The 16,846-nt window shown below is 45.2% G+C and carries 22 protein-coding genes and 1 riboswitch; of the genes, 10 read left to right on the top strand and 12 right to left on the bottom strand.

Annotation, left to right across the window (positions count from 1 at the left end; translation table 11 throughout):
• Window positions 1-8 precede the first annotated feature (8 nt).
• From WA279_RS19205 to WA279_RS19185, 5 genes are all read right to left on the bottom strand, one after another.
• On the bottom strand, window positions 9-1,277 hold the full coding sequence (locus WA279_RS19205) for an MFS transporter (RefSeq protein WP_336156367.1): 1,269 nt from the start codon (window positions 1,275-1,277) through the stop codon (window positions 9-11).
• A gap of 111 nt (window positions 1,278-1,388) precedes the next feature.
• Window positions 1,389-2,237, bottom strand: coding sequence for a GNAT family N-acetyltransferase (locus tag WA279_RS19200; RefSeq protein WP_336156366.1), 849 nt, complete (start codon window positions 2,235-2,237; stop codon window positions 1,389-1,391).
• Between the two features lie 5 nt (window positions 2,238-2,242).
• A complete protein-coding gene (locus WA279_RS19195; RefSeq protein WP_336156365.1) occupies window positions 2,243-2,692 on the bottom strand; it encodes a GNAT family N-acetyltransferase in 450 nt (149 codons plus the stop codon).
• A gap of 90 nt (window positions 2,693-2,782) precedes the next feature.
• Complete coding sequence (locus WA279_RS19190; protein WP_326214082.1) at window positions 2,783-4,621, bottom strand: bifunctional homocysteine S-methyltransferase/methylenetetrahydrofolate reductase; 1,839 nt, start codon at window positions 4,619-4,621, stop codon at window positions 2,783-2,785.
• 89 nt (window positions 4,622-4,710) lie between these two features.
• A riboswitch (SAM riboswitch) is annotated at window positions 4,711-4,828 on the bottom strand.
• A gap of 106 nt (window positions 4,829-4,934) precedes the next feature.
• Entirely contained in the window at window positions 4,935-5,426 is a 492-nt protein-coding gene (locus WA279_RS19185; protein WP_336156364.1) for a YajQ family cyclic di-GMP-binding protein, read from the bottom strand.
• A gap of 98 nt (window positions 5,427-5,524) precedes the next feature.
• Between WA279_RS19185 and WA279_RS19180 the strand changes: the two genes are divergently transcribed.
• Complete coding sequence (locus tag WA279_RS19180) at window positions 5,525-6,421, top strand: CvfB family protein (RefSeq protein WP_336156363.1); 897 nt, start codon at window positions 5,525-5,527, stop codon at window positions 6,419-6,421.
• A 52-nt stretch (window positions 6,422-6,473) separates the two neighbouring features.
• Here the strand turns inward: WA279_RS19180 and WA279_RS19175 are convergent, their stop codons facing one another.
• From WA279_RS19175 to WA279_RS19165, 3 genes are read right to left on the bottom strand one after another with little or no spacing between them, the layout of a single operon-like run.
• Window positions 6,474-7,058 (bottom strand): sporulation delaying protein family toxin, encoded by a 585-nt coding sequence (locus WA279_RS19175; RefSeq protein ID WP_003244950.1) that lies wholly within the window; start codon window positions 7,056-7,058, stop codon window positions 6,474-6,476.
• A complete protein-coding gene (locus WA279_RS19170; protein WP_003233028.1) occupies window positions 7,055-7,984 on the bottom strand; it encodes a sporulation-delaying protein SdpB family protein in 930 nt (309 codons plus the stop codon). Before WA279_RS19170 ends, WA279_RS19175 begins: the two co-directional genes overlap by 4 nt.
• The gene (locus WA279_RS19165; RefSeq protein ID WP_335388523.1) at window positions 7,969-8,505 is read right to left on the bottom strand and encodes an SdpA family antimicrobial peptide system protein; all 537 of its coding nucleotides are present in this window, start codon (window positions 8,503-8,505) and stop codon (window positions 7,969-7,971) included. Before WA279_RS19165 ends, WA279_RS19170 begins: the two co-directional genes overlap by 16 nt.
• 177 nt (window positions 8,506-8,682) lie before the next feature.
• On the opposite strand from WA279_RS19165, the gene WA279_RS19160 reads away from it, so the two are divergent.
• From WA279_RS19160 to nprB, 4 genes are all read left to right on the top strand, one after another.
• Window positions 8,683-9,030, top strand: coding sequence for a PadR family transcriptional regulator (locus WA279_RS19160; protein WP_003245674.1), 348 nt, complete (start codon window positions 8,683-8,685; stop codon window positions 9,028-9,030).
• Window positions 9,027-9,614, top strand: coding sequence for an HAAS signaling domain-containing protein (locus WA279_RS19155; protein WP_336156361.1), 588 nt, complete (start codon window positions 9,027-9,029; stop codon window positions 9,612-9,614). The genes WA279_RS19160 and WA279_RS19155 overlap by 4 nt, the downstream gene beginning before the upstream one ends.
• A 19-nt stretch (window positions 9,615-9,633) precedes the next feature.
• Window positions 9,634-9,927: a DUF3784 domain-containing protein gene (locus WA279_RS19150; RefSeq protein ID WP_003233021.1), complete on the top strand. Its 294-nt coding sequence runs from the start codon at window positions 9,634-9,636 to the stop codon at window positions 9,925-9,927.
• A gap of 135 nt (window positions 9,928-10,062) precedes the next feature.
• Window positions 10,063-11,679: a neutral protease NprB gene (gene nprB / locus WA279_RS19145; protein ID WP_009966979.1), complete on the top strand. Its 1,617-nt coding sequence runs from the start codon at window positions 10,063-10,065 to the stop codon at window positions 11,677-11,679.
• 46 nt (window positions 11,680-11,725) lie between these two features.
• Here nprB and WA279_RS19140 read toward each other — a convergent pair whose 3' ends face one another.
• The gene (locus WA279_RS19140; protein WP_017695667.1) at window positions 11,726-12,577 is read right to left on the bottom strand and encodes a DegV family protein; all 852 of its coding nucleotides are present in this window, start codon (window positions 12,575-12,577) and stop codon (window positions 11,726-11,728) included.
• 137 nt (window positions 12,578-12,714) lie between these two features.
• Here WA279_RS19140 and WA279_RS19135 point away from each other — a divergent pair, with 137 nt between their 5' ends.
• Window positions 12,715-13,557: a YitT family protein gene (locus WA279_RS19135; protein ID WP_003245017.1), complete on the top strand. Its 843-nt coding sequence runs from the start codon at window positions 12,715-12,717 to the stop codon at window positions 13,555-13,557.
• Between the two features lie 18 nt (window positions 13,558-13,575).
• Window positions 13,576-14,031 carry a BsuPI-related putative proteinase inhibitor gene (locus tag WA279_RS19130; protein WP_014479419.1) on the top strand — a complete coding sequence of 152 codons (456 nt, stop codon included), beginning with the start codon at window positions 13,576-13,578 and terminating at the stop codon, window positions 14,029-14,031.
• Between the two features lie 30 nt (window positions 14,032-14,061).
• On the opposite strand, the gene WA279_RS19125 is transcribed toward WA279_RS19130, so the two are convergent.
• The 3 genes from WA279_RS19125 to yitU all read right to left on the bottom strand — a co-directional run bounded on the left by WA279_RS19125 (window position 14,062) and on the right by yitU (window position 15,328).
• Window positions 14,062-14,259, bottom strand: coding sequence for a DUF3813 domain-containing protein (locus tag WA279_RS19125; protein ID WP_003245613.1), 198 nt, complete (start codon window positions 14,257-14,259; stop codon window positions 14,062-14,064).
• Window positions 14,260-14,412: a hypothetical protein gene (locus WA279_RS19120; protein ID WP_017695668.1), complete on the bottom strand. Its 153-nt coding sequence runs from the start codon at window positions 14,410-14,412 to the stop codon at window positions 14,260-14,262. It lies immediately after the preceding gene.
• A 103-nt stretch (window positions 14,413-14,515) separates the two neighbouring features.
• The gene (gene yitU, locus WA279_RS19115; RefSeq protein WP_014476412.1) at window positions 14,516-15,328 is read right to left on the bottom strand and encodes a 5-amino-6-(5-phospho-D-ribitylamino)uracil phosphatase YitU; all 813 of its coding nucleotides are present in this window, start codon (window positions 15,326-15,328) and stop codon (window positions 14,516-14,518) included.
• Window positions 15,329-15,448: 120 nt separating this feature from the next.
• On the opposite strand from yitU, the gene WA279_RS19110 reads away from it, so the two are divergent.
• The 3 genes from WA279_RS19110 to WA279_RS19100 all read left to right on the top strand — a co-directional run bounded on the left by WA279_RS19110 (window position 15,449) and on the right by WA279_RS19100 (window position 16,823).
• A complete protein-coding gene (locus WA279_RS19110; RefSeq protein WP_336156360.1) occupies window positions 15,449-16,216 on the top strand; it encodes a prolyl oligopeptidase family serine peptidase in 768 nt (255 codons plus the stop codon).
• Window positions 16,217-16,279: 63 nt separating this feature from the next.
• Window positions 16,280-16,588: a metal-sulfur cluster assembly factor gene (locus tag WA279_RS19105; protein WP_014479422.1), complete on the top strand. Its 309-nt coding sequence runs from the start codon at window positions 16,280-16,282 to the stop codon at window positions 16,586-16,588.
• Window positions 16,589-16,652: 64 nt separating this feature from the next.
• On the top strand, window positions 16,653-16,823 hold the full coding sequence (locus WA279_RS19100) for a YqaE/Pmp3 family membrane protein (RefSeq protein ID WP_003232996.1): 171 nt from the start codon (window positions 16,653-16,655) through the stop codon (window positions 16,821-16,823).
• Window positions 16,824-16,846: the final 23 nt, after the last annotated feature.

Below are 16,846 nucleotides of genomic sequence, written 5' to 3'. Positions count from 1 at the left end.
ACTGGGTGCTACCTTTCCTCAGCGGTCTGGAGCCGATTGCCAGCCATTTTAGGGTCTTCTTTTTCTTTTGTTTCTTCATTGTTTTGCTTCACATGGATGAGCATCATCACAAGAATCCCGACAACGAGAGTCAATCCCGCGATGCTTAAAAACATGCCGGGTCTGGACCATTGCATCAGGCGGCCGAAAATCGGAGGACCGATCGCTACCCCTAAGAAACGTACAGAGCCGTACAGAGAGGTGACAAATCCCCGTCTTTCTTTGCCGACAGCCCCGGTAATAAAACTGTTCACACAAGGAAGGACAAGACCTGAGCCGATACTGCTCAGTACAAGAACACTGATAAAAAGGACAAGATTTTCAATGAATGACAGTGCCGCGTAGGATACGGTCATGAACGCCAATCCAAGTACGATCAGCTTTTTCATTAACGATTGCTTTTGCCCGATTTTGCTTCCTGTTGTATAGGACGTCACACACATAACCAAAAGCGGGATCGCTAAAATCAAGCCTTTTTTCACGCCGTCGGTGTCGTATGTTTTTTCAAGAACATCTGAGAGATAAAACAGGATGCCGAATAAAGTAAACAAACAGGTCGCACCGGCTAAATAAGCGGTAAACAGCCATCTGCCTTCATGTTTAAAAACACTTAACAGCCCTTTTGCATATTTTCCGATTGGTGGCGGTTCTTTTTCCTTTTTCTTTTCTTTAATAAAAATCCAAGTCAGCACGATTGAAATGATACAAAACACAGGGAAGGCAAAAAACGCGCCATACCAGACAAGCAGGGCGATCAGCGAGCCAATGATCGGCGATAGCACTTTCCCCATGCCGTTTGAAGCTTCAACAAGGCCGAGCACCTTGCTCTCCTGGGCGCCTTTAAACAGATCTCCCGTCAGTGCCATGGCAATTGGGCCGGTTCCGGCTGCCCCGATTCCCTGAAGCGCACGTCCTGCCATGACCCAAGGAAAGGCATTATCAAAAAAACCTGCCGCAAACCCGGCTAACAAACCGCCGGCACCATACAAAATTAAGCAGGGAATAATGATGACTTTCCTTGAGAATCGGTCTGCGAGATAACCGACAATCGGAATCGCAAATGCTGCAATCAAGGAAAATACTGTGATCACGAGACTGACTTGAAATTGTGATAAATGAAGTTCAGATTTCATTTTTGGCAAAATCGGAATAAGCATCGAGTTTCCTAGGGTTAATATTAAAGGGATTGAACCGATTGCTACAATCGTCATTCCGTTATTTTGTTTTGATGATTCCATCTCAGAGCACACTCCTTTTCTTCTGCTTAGAATGTCCCTGATGGCTTCGTTTATTCAGCGATCAGACAGCAAAAAACCGAACAGAAGATACCTGTTCGGGAAAAAAGAGGGTTAACCGAGAGCCTGTGAAATCAAAGCATATAAGTGTCCATTTTGAATAGGCGCTTTTTTCTGATAGAACAAAAGCGGAGGTTCATCATCTTTATGAAATCCCATTTCTATCAGGCTGTCATGCAGAGACGTGTGTTCACTCGGTATATCGATTCGCATCGGCCCTTGTTTGCCGGCCGCCAGCCTGTTAATTATCTGTGCTGCAACATCTGATGATGGAGCGATGATAGGGCCGAATTTCAAATTGGCCGGTGTCTGTACAGAAAGTCCGTAGCCAATTAGCTGTCCTTCCTGATTTCGGGCGATGATACATTCGCATGAAGCAGAAATAAGCTGCTGCAAAAGGTTTGATCGATCTCCGCCAAAGGCAGCCAGATCCGCCGCGGTTAAGTCGTGAAAGTCTTGTTCTCTAAAGGATGTCAGTTCAGCATCAAGCTTTTTTGTATAAGGTTGAAAACTGTGACAGCTGTACTTTCGCACTGAACCTGCCGTATGAAAACCTGCTTTTTCATAAAGCGGCAAACCTTCTTTTGTGGCGCAAAGCCTGATGGCGGTGTTTTCACCCGTTTGGGTGATACAGGCGTTTACCATACGCCGGCCGAGGCCGAGCCGTTGATATTCTTTGTCCACGATCACGAGGCCGATAGAAGCAAGCCGGCCAAACAAAAACAAGCCGATGCAGGAAATAATATCACCGCTGACATTTTGATAGCCGTAAAAGCGTCCTTGCTGGACAAGCAGTGCCAGCTCTTGTTCGCCGTAATCCGGCCACCCGGCTTGCCTGCAAAGCCGCAATAGACTAGGGATATGTTCTTTATGAAGCTTAATCAGCTTATCGATTACCCTCATACAGATCACCTGCTTGTTTCGAGTTTTTTATACATGATGATATGAGTGCCTATGCCGGGAATCTCAAACGGTTCGCCGAGTTCTTCCCAGCCAAGTTTTGAATAGTAGCCTTTCACATGGCTTCTGGCATTGCACCAGACTGCCTGAACGCCGTTCTTTGCCAGTTTCTCTTCCGCGTGTTTGATTAGCATACTCCCGCCTTTTTGATCGCGATATCCTTCAAGCGTTGCCATGCCTCTCAGCCGATATGCTGGGGATTCTGTTATTAATGGCTGATTTTGCGGGGAAAAAGAAGCGATGCTGATCAGCTTCCCTTCAAAAAACGCGCCGAGATGAAAGGAGCCTTTTGCATGATCCTCTTCATATTTGCATTGTTCAATGGATTGATGAGGACGCAGAATACGGTGCCGGATTTCATATGTATCTTCCGCGGAAATGGTTTTGACTTCGAGCATAATGTTCCTCCTCATGACTGTTTTTCTATATCGTAACACGAATCCCGTTGAAAAAGACCGCCCGATTGGATCAGACAGTCTTTTAAGGGATTAATGCAAAAAGATATTTTGGCGCTGCTCATCTTTTTGCTGAATATATGAAGTAAGCTCAGCGGTTAAGTCAGATCTGAGGAAAGGCGTTATCAAGTAGATGCCGTTAAACAGCTCGCATGCCGTATCCAGCAGGGAGCGTGCAATCGCAAGGCCTTCCGCCTTTTGCTTTTCTTTATCTTCACCGGCACGGGCCATTTTTTCGCGAATCGTATCAGACAGCTTAATGCCGGGAATTTCATTATGGATGAATTCTGCATTCCGGCTGCTTGTCAGCGGCATGATGCCGATATAGATCGGCGTCTTCAGATGTTTTGTTTCGTTATGGATATCGACAAGCTGCTGCTCGGAATAGACAGGCTGAGAAACAAAATAATCTGCGCCGCAATCTATTTTTTTCTCAAGCCGTTTTACCGCTTTATCCAGATGGCGGACGTTAGGATTAAATGCAGCGGCAACTGAGAAATTCGTTTTCTTGCCGAGCGGTTTTCCAGACAGAGACAGACCTTCATTGAATTGTTTGATCAGCCTGATTAAATCAAAAGATGTTAAATCATATACAGACGTCGCACCAGGAAAATCCCCTATTTTAGAAGGGTCACCTGTAATAGCAAGCACGTCATTCAGCCCTAACGTATCAAGGCCCATTAAATGTGACTGTAAGCCGATAATGTTACGGTCACGGCACGTAATATGGACAAGGGAACGCATATCGAGCTGCTGCTTGACAAGGGCGCCGCAGGCAACATTGCTGATCCGCGGGGTCGCCAAAGAATTGTCGGCGAGTGTCAGGGCATCGATTCCCGCTTCTTTTAATTCAGCAGCAGCGGACAGAAATTTGTCAAAGCTTAGTTTTTTCGGCGGGTCCAGCTCTACGATAATAGAGCGTTTTTTCGCTGCGATCTCATCCAGGCCGGGCTCGGTTCGCTCGTGATGAACAGAAATGAATTCTTTCGCCCGGGTTTTGACTTCTTTTTCCGTAATCGGAGCCAGCCCGCCAACCGCTTCCGCCATCGCCCTGATGTGATTCGGCGTTGTGCCGCAGCAGCCGCCGATAATCCGCGCGCCTTGCTTACGGAATTCTGACGCGCTGTTTTGAAAATACGTGTCGTCTGTTTCATAGACGAGCCGTCCCTCTTCAAGCGAAGGGAGACTGCTGTTCGGATAAACGGATAAGAAGACGTCATCAAAAATCGGCACTTCGCTGAGCGCTTCAATCATGTGATAAGGGCCGAGGCGGCAGTTAATGCCGACGATATCAGCTCCGAGATCCGCAATCGAGCGCAATGCGTCAGAAAGCGGCGTTCCGTCCTGCAATACGCCTTGCTCGTGCATGGAGACATTGAGCATAATCGGAAGATCAGTCTCTTTGCGCGCGATTTTCAGCACTTCACGGGCTTCTTCCAAATCATAATATGTTTCTAACAGCAAGCCATCCGGCTCTTCATGCAGCAGCAGATACAACTGCTCGCGGAAGCTGCGCTTAATTTCGTCAAGACTGTACGCGTTTTTATTAAATGTCCGTATGCCGCCCATCGTTCCAAGCACGTATGCATCGCCTGCTGAAGCCCGCGCGATCTTTACGGCCTCCTGATTCATTTTTTTGATGTCATCCTCAAGCCCGTGTCTGGATAATTTAATATAGTTGGCCCCGTACGTATTCGTTTGAATAATGTTGGCTCCCGCTTCAACGTACGCTTTATGTATGCGCTGAATTTCCTCCGGCTTTGAAATATTGAGCTCCTCAAAACACCTGTCAATGCCATAGGAGTAGAGGAGCGTCCCCATGGCGCCGTCACCGATTAACACCTGTCTTTGCAAATCTTCTAAAAGTCCCATTGTCTGCCTCCTTTATTCACATCAGCAAGGAAAAAAGAGAAATAAAAAAAGTCCTCTTAAGAAGAAGACTTTGTCAGTGATTTTGTCTCTTCTTATCTTCCAAGCTGTTCGAGCTTGCTGGATTTAGCACCTTGGTCATGGCTGATCGCCATTACACCGGTTGCTGAAGCTTCGTCGGGCCAGTCCCTCTGCTTCTCTTGATAAGAACGGATATGAAATTTTCGTGTCAGGAAGTGCCAAAAGATACCTGGCGTTTTTCCCTTTCTCCAAATTTACCGAAAATAAAGACAATAATCAATAGGAATCAGAAAATTTATCTGAAATTTATAAATTGAACGTCAATTGGCAGATCTGCTGCCCGTACAGCTGAGATAATCTGCTGCAGGTCATCTTTGTTTTTTCCGGTGACACGCACTTGATCATCCTGCACCTGAGACTTTACTTTCAGTCCGGAGTTTTTGATGATCGTATTGATTTTTTTTGCGTTGTCCTTGTCAATGCCTTGAACAAGCTTTGCACGCTGGCGCACCGTTCCGCCTGACGCGTTTTCAACCTTGCCGTACTCAATGTTTTTTGTCGGTACGTTTCGTTTAATCAATTTGCTGACCAGCACATCTTTCAGCTGGCTTAATTTGAAGTCGTCATCAGAAACGAGGACCAGCTCCTCTTTATCTAAAGAAATGTCGCTTTTGCTGCCTTTAAAGTCGTATCGGGTACTGATTTCCTTCAGTGCGATTTGGATTGCGTTTTGCACTTCAGGCAATTCCACCTTGGATACAATATCAAATGAGCTTTCTTTTGCCATATGAAAACCTCCATAACATTTAACTTATGTGTTGATTATAGTAGAATAAAGAGAAACTTCCAACAGAACAAAGAATCAATTTGTGATGATTGGAAAAAATGTTAACAAAATCCGCAGAGAATAAGCGGAACAGGAAGGACGATAGCATGAGACCAGGGCAGCAATTAACCTTGAGTATAGATCACCAAACCGACTTCGGTTACTTTTTAACCGATGGGGAAGATACGATTCTCTTACATAACAGTGAAATGACTGAGGATATCGAGGACAGAGACGAAGTAGAAGTCTTTATATACGTAGACCAGCAGGAAAGGCTTGCGGCCACGATGAAAATTCCGGTCATCAGCGCGGATGAATATGGCTGGGTTGAAGTGGTGGATAAAGTGGAAGATATGGGCGTTTTCGTTGATGTCGGTTTATCGAAGGACGCACTAGTCGCAACTGAGCATTTGCCGCCGTACGAAGATGTCTGGCCGCAAAAAGGGGACAAACTTTACTGTATGCTGAAGGTGACGAACCGGGGGCGCATGTTTGCGAAACCAGCGCCGGAAGATATCATCAGCGAACTGTTTACCGACGCTTCAGAAGATCTGATGAATAAAGAGCTGACAGGTACGGTGTACAGGCTGATCGCATCGGGTTCATTCGTGATCACGGATGACGGTATCCGCTGTTTTATTCACCCGTCAGAAAGAAAAGAGGAGCCAAGACTCGGTTCAAGCGTCACAGGCCGGGTGATTCAAGTGAAAGAAGATGGTTCAGTCAACTTGTCGCTGCTTCCAAGAAAACAGGATGCAATGTCAGTTGATGCTGAGTGCATTCTAACGTATATGAGAATGAGAAACGGTGCCATGCCGTACAGTGACAAAAGCCAGCCTGACGATATCAGAGAACGTTTTAATATGAGCAAAGCCGCCTTTAAACGCGCGCTGGGCCATTTGATGAAAAACGGAAAAGTGTATCAGGAAAATGGATGGACATACGAGAAAAAATAGCATGAAAACGGCTCGCCTGCAGCAGACTGCGGAGCGAGCCGTTTTTTTATGTCTAGTTTAATTCATCAACCAGCGTTCTGATTGCCATTTCGCGATCCACATTGTCTGAAATCGCAATCGGCGTAATATCAATGGCGAGAATGATCAGAATCAGGGCACCTGCTGCAGCAACATAGGAAACATAATAGAAATAGTTAGCGGTATCAACAGTGTTGACAAGCTCGGCCTGAACTCTGGATGTATCATCCTTGGAAGCTGCGATTTCCTTTGCTGCTTCTACTTTTTCTTCAACGATTTGACCTGCTTTTTTCAGCAGTTCATCCACTTTCAATGCATCTTTGCTGTAAACAGCTTTCTTCAGGTTATCAAAAAAGTCAGCATCCTCTTTTTTAATATCAGCGACAACCTGATTGGCAAAAGCCTTTGCCTGTTTTGTGTTGAGTTTGTCTGTCATCGCTTTATTAAAGACCTCTGGAAGCTGTTTGCCAACTTCCCCTTGGGCAAACACAAAGCCTTTAAAAATTTCCTCACCTGAATACTCAAGCTGCTTTGCCTGTGCCACACTTTCTTGCTGCTTCACCAAAAACACAGTCGTCACCAATACAACCGACAAAAAAACTAGAAACGCCTTCTTCAAACTGAAACCTCTCCCTTCTTGTGTTTTTTATTCCACAACAGTCTGCGAATATATGTAAATTGAATCGTGGAATCGATAGGAGTGAGATACAATATCAAAATGCCGGCCATGATAATCGAAAAACTGATGAGGCCCAGCATGACTGCAAAAATCTCATGCATAAAAACAGCGATGATCAAAATCAATCTCCAATGCTTCTTCGGCGCAAACAGCGCCGCGAAGATGACAATTTGAACCAGCAGCGTCCCCCATGTCGGAATCACCACGAACGGACTTGTTACAATTGGCTTCGTTAACGCCTGAAAAAAGCCGTTGAAGCCAATGGTCTTTTCCTGGGCGAAATAATATACGGCCGTTCCGTCCACCCATTCCTGCTGAGACAGCTTAGCGACGGTAGAGTGAAAATAAAGCACCGCCACTTGGATTCTGATCACAAAATAAGAAATAAAAGCTGTTATTTTTCCAAGTGTTCTTTTGCCCTCTATAGGTCTCGTACTCCAATGCCATTTTCTCGGATCGGTCAGCGTGATGGGAAGCAATAAAAAGGTCATGACGGCTGCTGCCTGCTCGCCTCCGTCGATGACGATCAGCGATGACTGCAGGCTGTAACTGACATACCAATGCAGAACCCCGGTGATTCTGGGGCGCCAGCCAATGACAACAAGCACCAGAATGGCAATGCAGACCCATCTGAAAAGATTTAACATCATATAGTTATTTTCGCCGAGGCAAAAGAGACTGAGATTCATTTTACAAGCTGGATAGCTGCTGATCCCGCTGGCTGGCTTCATAATGAGGCTCGGGTGATTGATGAGCAGCGTCAGCAGGCTGGATAGCGCAATGATGCTTCGCGCGAGGCCGTATACATTTGTCCACGGGTTTCTTTCGTCCCATCTGGTGATGGTCTGTTTTATGTTTTCGAGCATGAAATCACAACCTTGACTATGCTTTTTACCTGATAAGGCGAAGGGGTGTATTTAGAATAGCTCCAAGGAACAATATCCTCTTTCGTCAAATAGTAGCTGCCACAAAGCAGCGGGCGGGGAGCGGGTGTTTTTAATTGCACGGTTTTGGCTTTGCTTTTGCATGCGCCGAGGTCCTTTTCTTTACATGCTGTCCACTGTTCCTTGCCGACTTGGCTGTAGATCACGCCCATTTCAACGCCTTGTGACCGCCCATACCGATACAGGCCGAATAGATTGTCAGCCCTCATATTGGGCCATCTGACCTTGGCGCTGGCATTTTCAGCCTCATATAAGCCGATTGCAGTATCACGCGGATTTTTGCTAAAAAAGCCCCAGCCCTGAGGGAGGATGCTGGACATGAGAAATTTGGAGTCCTTTGTCAGCGGAATCGGGGTTGTCCCTAAGCTGCCAATAATAGAAAACAGAAATAGAGAACCCCAAAGGATTGAAAAAATGACAAAAAATGATATCGATTTCTGCATTCGACTGCTCCTTTTAACCTGAAGAATCGTTTTTACACTTTTCATAATATAAAAATATTTATGTAATAAAAAGGTTAAAAAGTATGAGAAATTCCATTTTTGTTAAAAGAAAAAACAGGACATTTTACACTGCTATATGTGATTGATATATAGTGGTTTTTTCGATATATTTAAACCATGAAAACGAATCAAGTTAATGACCGCTGGATTGTTCAATTTCGAAAAGGGATTTTCGAGCTGGCCATCCTATCCCTACTGCGTTCTAAACCGATGTACGGTTATGAGCTGACGTCATCCTTAAAAACCACCTCGGCGCTGGCTATTTCAGAGGGAGCGATTTATCCGATTCTGAAACGTATGACCGAGAAGGGATGGATCGAATTTTTTTGGGAAGATTCACTGGACGGCCCGAAAAGAAAGTATTACAAAATGACGCAAAAAGGAGAAGAAATGTTAAAAGAACGGCTGGAGAAATACCTGGAAACCCATCAAGCCTTACTGTCTTTATCGGGGGATTTGCTATGAATGGACAGCTTATCATTGACCGATACATGGAGGAACTAAATGCAGAGCTGGCGAATATGCCTGATGTAGAGAGAGAAAACGCTATCGACGAATTAAAGGGGCATATCACCGCTTTCGTTCAAGACAGAATCAAAGCCGGCCTTAGTGAAGAGGAACTGCAGAAAGCTGTTGAATCTGAATTTTCTCATCCGAAGGAGCTTGCCGAATTGATGATGGGTGATGTGGGAGAGACGAAAAGGAGGAGGTCTTTATTGGGCAAAAGCTGGCTTTCGGTCCTTCTCATTGTCACGATTATCGCCCTGCCGCTGCTGCCGTCCGACTTCAGACATCTGCCGCTGGCTGTTTATTTAATGGTGCTCGCCGGATATGTATGGAAGCAAAAAAAATTGATGATGTTTGCAGGTGTCAGAAAAAACAAAATGCGCTCTCAAAAGGAGATTGTTACGATTTCGCGAGTCGGTGCGGTTTATCTGCTGTTTTTAGCAGTGCTGCTTCTTTTGAGCCCGTTCCTCAATGCGCTTGTCGTCCTGCTGCTGATTGCAGTAAGCTGTGCCGCTTTTTTTCTTTTTCTTAACATCAAGTAATCTTGTAGGAGGCTGTAAGATGGAAATCAGCATCAATTATCTATTAATTGTCATCGCGCTTTTATTCTTTGTGGTTGCCTATTTTGTCGGAATCAAAAAACAAACCTGGATGCTGGCTGGGTTTAACGAGGCGCGTATACGGGATAAAGATCGGCTGGCCAGAATAGCAGGCTACTTTTTCTTGAATTCCGGTTTGTTCATTTTGCTGAATAGTTTTATCTCATTTCAAGGTCAGGAGCAGCTCATACCTCCGCTTATACTGGCATATGGAGCAGGGGTTATTATTTATGTCAATAAAAAATTAGTAGAGTAGAAAAAGAAGGGCAGAGCGAAATATCTCTGCCCTTCTTTTTTGGGAAAATAAGAACGAAGCACCACATACAAGTTTTTGTATTTTTGATAGGATGAAGAAAAATGATAGATCCCAAAATAGGAAGGATGTGGTGTTTTGCGCAACTTGACCAAGACATCTCTATTACTGGCCGGCTTATGCACAGCGGCCCAAATGGTTTTTGTAACACATGCCTCAGCTGAAGAAAGCATCGAATACGACCATACGTATCAAACCCCTTCATACATCATCGAAAAGTCACCGCAGAAGCCGGTACAAAACACAACCCAGAAAGAATCGCTATTTTCCTATCTTGACAAGCATCAAACGCAGTTTAAGCTCAAAGGGAATGCGAACAGCCATTTTCGCGTTTCGAAAACCATAAAGGATCCAAAGACAAAACAAACGTTTTTTAAATTAACGGAGGTTTACAAAGGAATTCCGATTTACGGCTTTGAACAAGCGGTCGCGATGAAGGAAAACAAACAAGTGAAAAGTTTCTTTGGAAAGGTGCATCCGCAAATCAAGGACGTCTCCGTCACACCGTCTATTTCTGAGAAAAAAGCAATACATACAGCAAGGCGTGAGCTCGAGGCTTCCATTGGAAAAATCGAATATCTTGATGGGGAACCAAAAGGCGAATTATATATCTATCCACACGACGGTGAATATGATCTCGCCTACCTTGTGAGACTCTCGACATCTGAACCTGAGCCTGGCTATTGGCATTATTTCATCGATGCCAAAAACGGAAAGGTCATCGAGTCCTTTAATGCCATTCATGAAGCGGCAGGTACAGGAATCGGCGTGTCAGGTGATGAAAAAAGCTTTGACGTCACAGAACAAAATGGGCGCTTTTATTTGGCTGACGAAACAAGGGGAAAAGGGATCAATACATTTGACGCGAAGAACCTGAACGAAACCTTGTTTACGCTTTTGTCTCAACTGATCGGGTATACGGGCAAAGAAATAGTCAGCGGCACGTCCGTATTTAATGAACCTGCGGCTGTAGACGCACACGCAAATGCGCAAGCCGTTTACGATTATTACAGCAAGACATTTGGCCGTGATTCTTTTGATCAAAACGGAGCAAGGATTACGTCTACCGTGCATGTCGGCAAACAATGGAACAATGCTGCGTGGAACGGTGTCCAGATGGTATACGGGGATGGAGACGGTTCGAAATTTAAGCCGCTGTCTGGATCGCTCGACATTGTCGCGCATGAAATCACACACGCAGTCACACAGTATTCCGCCGGTCTTTTATATCAAGGAGAACCCGGTGCATTAAATGAGTCCATTTCTGACATTATGGGCGCGATGGCTGACCGTGATGATTGGGAGATCGGCGAAGATGTCTATACTCCTGGTATTGCAGGAGATTCATTGCGGTCATTGGAGGACCCATCTAAGCAGGGAAATCCAGATCATTACTCGAACCGCTACACAGGAACAGAGGATTATGGCGGAGTCCATATCAATTCGTCCATTCACAATAAAGCAGCTTATCTTCTTGCAGAAGGAGGCGTGCACCACGGTGTACAGGTTGAAGGGATTGGGCGTGAAGCAAGTGAACAAATTTACTATCGGGCTTTAACATATTATGTAACGGCATCTACAGATTTCAGCATGATGAAGCAAGCGGCGATTGAAGCTGCCAATGATTTATACGGTGAAGGCTCGAAGCAATCAGCTTCAGTCGAAAAGGCGTATGAGGCTGTCGGCATTCTATGAGCAAACAAAAACAGTCAGGACACAGAGTCTGACTGTTTTTGTTTGCTCATTTTCTTAAAAAGAATATCGCCAATGTACCTGGACCGGCATGCGAGCCGATTGCTGAACTGATTGGATGCATAATGATTTCTTTCGGCTTGAACGCTTCCTCAATCAGGTGTTTCATGTCCGTGGCTTTTTCTTTGTTCGCGGCGTAGCTGATCCCGACGGTTTGATCGCTCCAATCATCCCCGCGCTCTTTCATAAGCTCGATGATCCGTTTGAAAAGTTTCTTCTGTCCGCGGATTTTTTCCAGAGGCACAAGCTTGCCGTCCTCCATCTGAAGCAGCGGTTTAATATTCAACAGGCCGCCGACAAAAGCGGACGTTTTGGATATCCGGCCGCCCCTCGCGAGATATGTTAAATCATCAACGGTAAAAATGTGTTCAAGCTGGCTGCAAAAGTTCTTTACAGACGTTTCAATTTCTTGTATTGTATTCCCGTTGATACAGAGATCGGCAGCATGCCGGACAGCCAGACCGTATCCTAATGAAGCGCATTTGGAATCAATGACCCGCAAATCGAAATCGGGGAATTCCTCCTTCACTTCATTGGCGATCATTACAGCTGTCTGATACGTGCCGGAGAGACCTGAGGAAAAGGCAATGTAAAGAGCGGGATCACCTGTTTCGGCATATTGCAAAAACACATTTTTAATCGTTTGCGGTGAGGCTTGGGACGTCTTAGGCGTTTCTCCATTTTGCATCGCTTCAAATATTTGATCCGCTTGAATTGTGACTGCATCTTCGAATTCTTTATCACCGAGAGAAACCCTGAGCGGAATAAAGCCAATGCCTTTTTCTTCAAAATAAGAACGAGGCAAATCAGTGGCGCTGTCAGCGATGAGATGAACTGTCATATTGCTTCCCTTCTTTCCGTTATCGCTCGTTTTCATGAGAGTTAAGCCAACTATATCATATTAATTTGCCAAAATCGTGTTCAAATATTTGTTTTAAGGGAAAACATAATAAAGAAGAAAGAGCGGAGGAACATGCCATGGTACTAGATCAAACAAAAAAATTACTCATCGTCATCATCGGCGCTTTACTCAATGCTGCCGGGCTGAACTTATTTTTGATACCTGCAGATGTATATGCCAGCGGATTTACAGGTGTTGCCCAGCTTTTATCAAGCGTCGTTGATCAATATGCCCCCTTTTACATATCGACGGGAACGCTCTTGTTCCTCTTAAACATTCCGGTCGGTATTTTAGGATGGCTGAAGGTCGGCAAATCGTTTACAGTGTACAGCATTTTAAGTGTCGCACTCACTACTCTGTTTATGGGGATCCTGCCGGAAACAAGCCTGTCACATGACATTTTGCTGAACGCGGTGTTCGGCGGCGTCATTTCCGCAGTCGGTATCGGCTTAACATTAAAATACGGAGCTTCGACAGGCGGACTTGATATCGTCGCCATGGTGCTTGCAAAGTGGAAGGATAAACCCGTCGGCACGTATTTCTTCATTCTGAACGGGATTATCATCTTGACGGCAGGATTATTGCAAGGTTGGGAGAAAGCATTATATACCCTGGTTACGCTGTATGTGACAACAAGGGTGATCGACGCCATTCACACTCGCCACATGAAGCTCACGGCAATGATCGTGACGAAAAAGGCGGACGAAATCAAGGAAGCCATTTACGGAAAAATGGTGCGCGGCATCACAACTGTTCCGGCAAAAGGAGCTTTTACGAACGAACAGAAAGAAATGATGATTATCGTCATCACGAGGTATGAACTGTACGATTTAGAAAAGATCGTCAAAGAAGTTGATCCAAAAGCATTTACGAACATCGTTCAAACGACAGGGATTTTTGGTTTCTTTAGAAAAGACTGACGAAAGCAGGTGGAAGTCGTGAAACGGCTGCTTGTGATGCTCCTCCCCGTGCTGCTTTTGATAGGCTGCGGGAAAGATGAGCAGACAGAACCCGATAAGGAGGTATCAGGCGGAATGGAGAATCAAGAGGTTGTTTTATCTATTGACGCAATTCAGGAGCCTGAACAAATCAAGTTTAACATGTCGCTGAAGAACCAAAGTGAACGTGCTATTGAGTTTCAATTCAGCACAGGGCAAAAATTTGAACTTGTCGTGTATGATTCTGAGCACAAAGAAAGATACCGTTATTCGAAAGACAAAATGTTTACGCAGGCTTTTCAAAACCTGACGCTTGAATCTGGAGAAACATATGATTTCTCTGATGTGTGGAAGGAAGTCCCAGAGCCCGGAACCTATGAGGTAAAGGTGACATTTAAGGGCAGGGCGGAAAATCTCAAGCAGGTTCAGGCTGTTCAGCAGTTTGAAGTCAAATAAGAGGCTATGGCGAGTCGCCATAGCCTTTTTTTATTGGAGTTTGTCCAGCTGATTTTGAAATTGATGCAGCTGTTGACGTTCCGCATCTGTCGAATTGGCATACGCAGAAGATACAGCATTTTTGGCTCTCAGAATCGCTTGCTCCTGATCGCCTTCCTCAAAGCCGTTTGTCACCATGACCGCCTGTTGAACAAATGATTTTGCCTGCTGAAACAGTTCATTTCTCATTTAATATTCAACCTGGCTTTCGGCCGAGTCTCGTGCCGCGGCATGCTGGTGAGCTTCTTCTAAAGTAGACCGATATGGAAATCTTGCGGCGTGTAGCCCGATGGAGTCTTTACCCTGCTGAATAAACCTTCTGGATTTGCTTCGTTTACCCATTTTGAGACTGCCCCCTTCCATACTTTGACGAGATGAGTCGTCTTCAATAGTATGGTGGGGCAAAGTAAGGTTTATGAGTGGGAAAAATTAATACGGACCTTCTTTAAAGTGAGAAATATTCTTTCAAAAATCTTGCAACGCCGTCCTCTTCATTTGTAGCCGTTGTTCGGTTGGCAATCTGCTTGACCGCGTCAATTCCATTTCCCATTGCAACGCCGCAGCCTGCAAATTCAAGCATTTCCAAATCGTTATCCTCATCCCCGAAAGCAATGATCCGCTCCCTCGGCACGCCGTAATAATCGCTGATTTTCTGCAGGCCGACCGCTTTATTCATGCCGCTTTTGATAATTTCAATGACATGCCACGGTGCGGCCCATCTTCTATGGTCGATTACCTCGGCATGCACATCCGATAAATATGAGCGTATTGCCGGCACATCCTCTTCTTTTGCATGTATGAGTACAGACGTCACATCTTCACCAAGATTTTCCCGCAAGTCTCCGACCGTTACATTTGTTGTGTTCATATTAAAGGCATCTATCAGGTGCTCATCATGGTAATGAAAGTATACGTCGTCAATCACTTCAGCAAGCACGTTATGTACGTTGTAACTTTCGCTGATATCCACGAGCTGTTTGACAACATCAAGCGGCAGCGACGTATGATATCGTCCCCAGCTGTCGTCTTGCGGATGATGGACAAATGCTCCGTTAAAATTAACAATTGGCGTTGTCAGCTCCATCTGCTGGTAGTACATGGAACTTGAACGATACGGACGGCCTGTTGAGATGCAGACATAATGCCCGTCATCTTTTAGGCGCTGTATCGTCTGAAGGGTGTTTTCAGATATGGTTTTATCATCCTTTAATAATGTTCCATCTAAATCTAATGCGATTAAATAGGGTTTTGTCTCCATGAAAAGCTCCTTTAACCTTAGATTTTGCTTGTTTTGCTTTACTTACAGTGTAGCTTTTTACCATCTTTATTGTCTACATGTTACACTTATGATTATGGTTATCCTAAGGAGGGGCACATTGTGATACAAATTGAGAATCAAACCGTTTCCGGTATTCCGTTTTTACATATTGTAAAGGAAGAGAACAGGCACCGCGCTGTTCCTCTCGTGATCTTTATCCATGGTTTTACAAGCGCGAAGGAACACAACCTTCATATTGCTTATCTGCTTGCGGAGAAGGGTTTTAGAGCCGTTCTGCCGGAGGCTCTGCACCATGGGGAACGGGGAGAAGAAATGGCTGTCGAAGAGCTGGCGGGGCATTTTTGGGATATCGTCCTAAACGAGATTGAAGAGATCGGCGTACTTAAAAACCATTTTGAAAAAGAGGGCCTGATAGACGGCGGCCGCATCGGTCTCGCAGGCACGTCAATGGGCGGCATCACAACGCTTGGCGCTTTGACTGCATATGATTGGATAAAAGCCGGCGTCAGCCTGATGGGAAGCCCGAATTACGTGGAGCTGTTTCAGCAGCAGATTGACCATATTCAATCTCACGGCATTGAAATCGATGTGCCGGAAGAGAAGGTACATCAGCTGATGAAACGTCTCGAATTGCGGGATCTCAGCCTTCAGCCGGAGAAACTGCAACAGCGCCCGCTTTTATTTTGGCACGGTGCAAAAGATAAGGTCGTGCCTTACGCGCCGACCCGGACATTTTATGACACGATCAAATCCCATTACAGCGAGCAGCCGGAACGCCTGCAATTTATCGGAGATGAAAACGCTGACCATAAAGTCCCGCGGGCAGCTGTGTTAAAAACGATTGAATGGTTTGAAACGTACTTATAAAGCACTAAGTTATTAACAAGAGCTGAATTTACGTTATACTGTAGAAAAAAGGAGTGAGGGAACGTGGAAGAAGCATTAAAAGAAAACATCATGGGCGCCCTGGAACAGGTTGTCGATCCTGAGCTTGGCGTTGATATCGTGAACCTTGGTTTGGTATACGATGTTGACATGGATGAAGACGGCTTAACGCACGTGACGATGACACTGACATCAATGGGATGCCCTTTAGCGCCGATTATCGTGGATGAGGTGAAAAAAGCATTAGCGGACCTTCCTGAAGTGAAAGACACAGAGGTTCACATTGTATGGAATCCGCCTTGGACTAGGGATAAAATGTCCAGATACGCAAAAATTGCGCTTGGCATTCAATAAAACAAAAGAGGACAGCCTGATATGTGAGGCTGTCCTTTTTTACAGCTGAAAGGAGTGAAAGGAAATGATGTACCTGCTGGCAGTTTTATGCCCGCCGCTTGCTGTTTTGTTTTCGGGAAAACCGTTTCAGGCCTTGCTGAATCTTATATTGACCTGTATCTTTTGGCTGCCGGGCGCGATTCACGCTTGCTTTATCGTCGCCGACCGCCGTGCCGAAAAACGGGCTAGAAGATAATTTGGAAAAATGAGGATGAATTC

It is taken from the genome of Bacillus sp. 204(2023), from assembly GCF_037027505.1.
Classification (GTDB): Bacteria; Bacillota; Bacilli; order Bacillales; family Bacillaceae; genus Bacillus; species Bacillus subtilis.
Note: the sequence above shows the minus strand (reverse complement) of the source record. Positions and strands in the feature narration are given on the sequence as shown.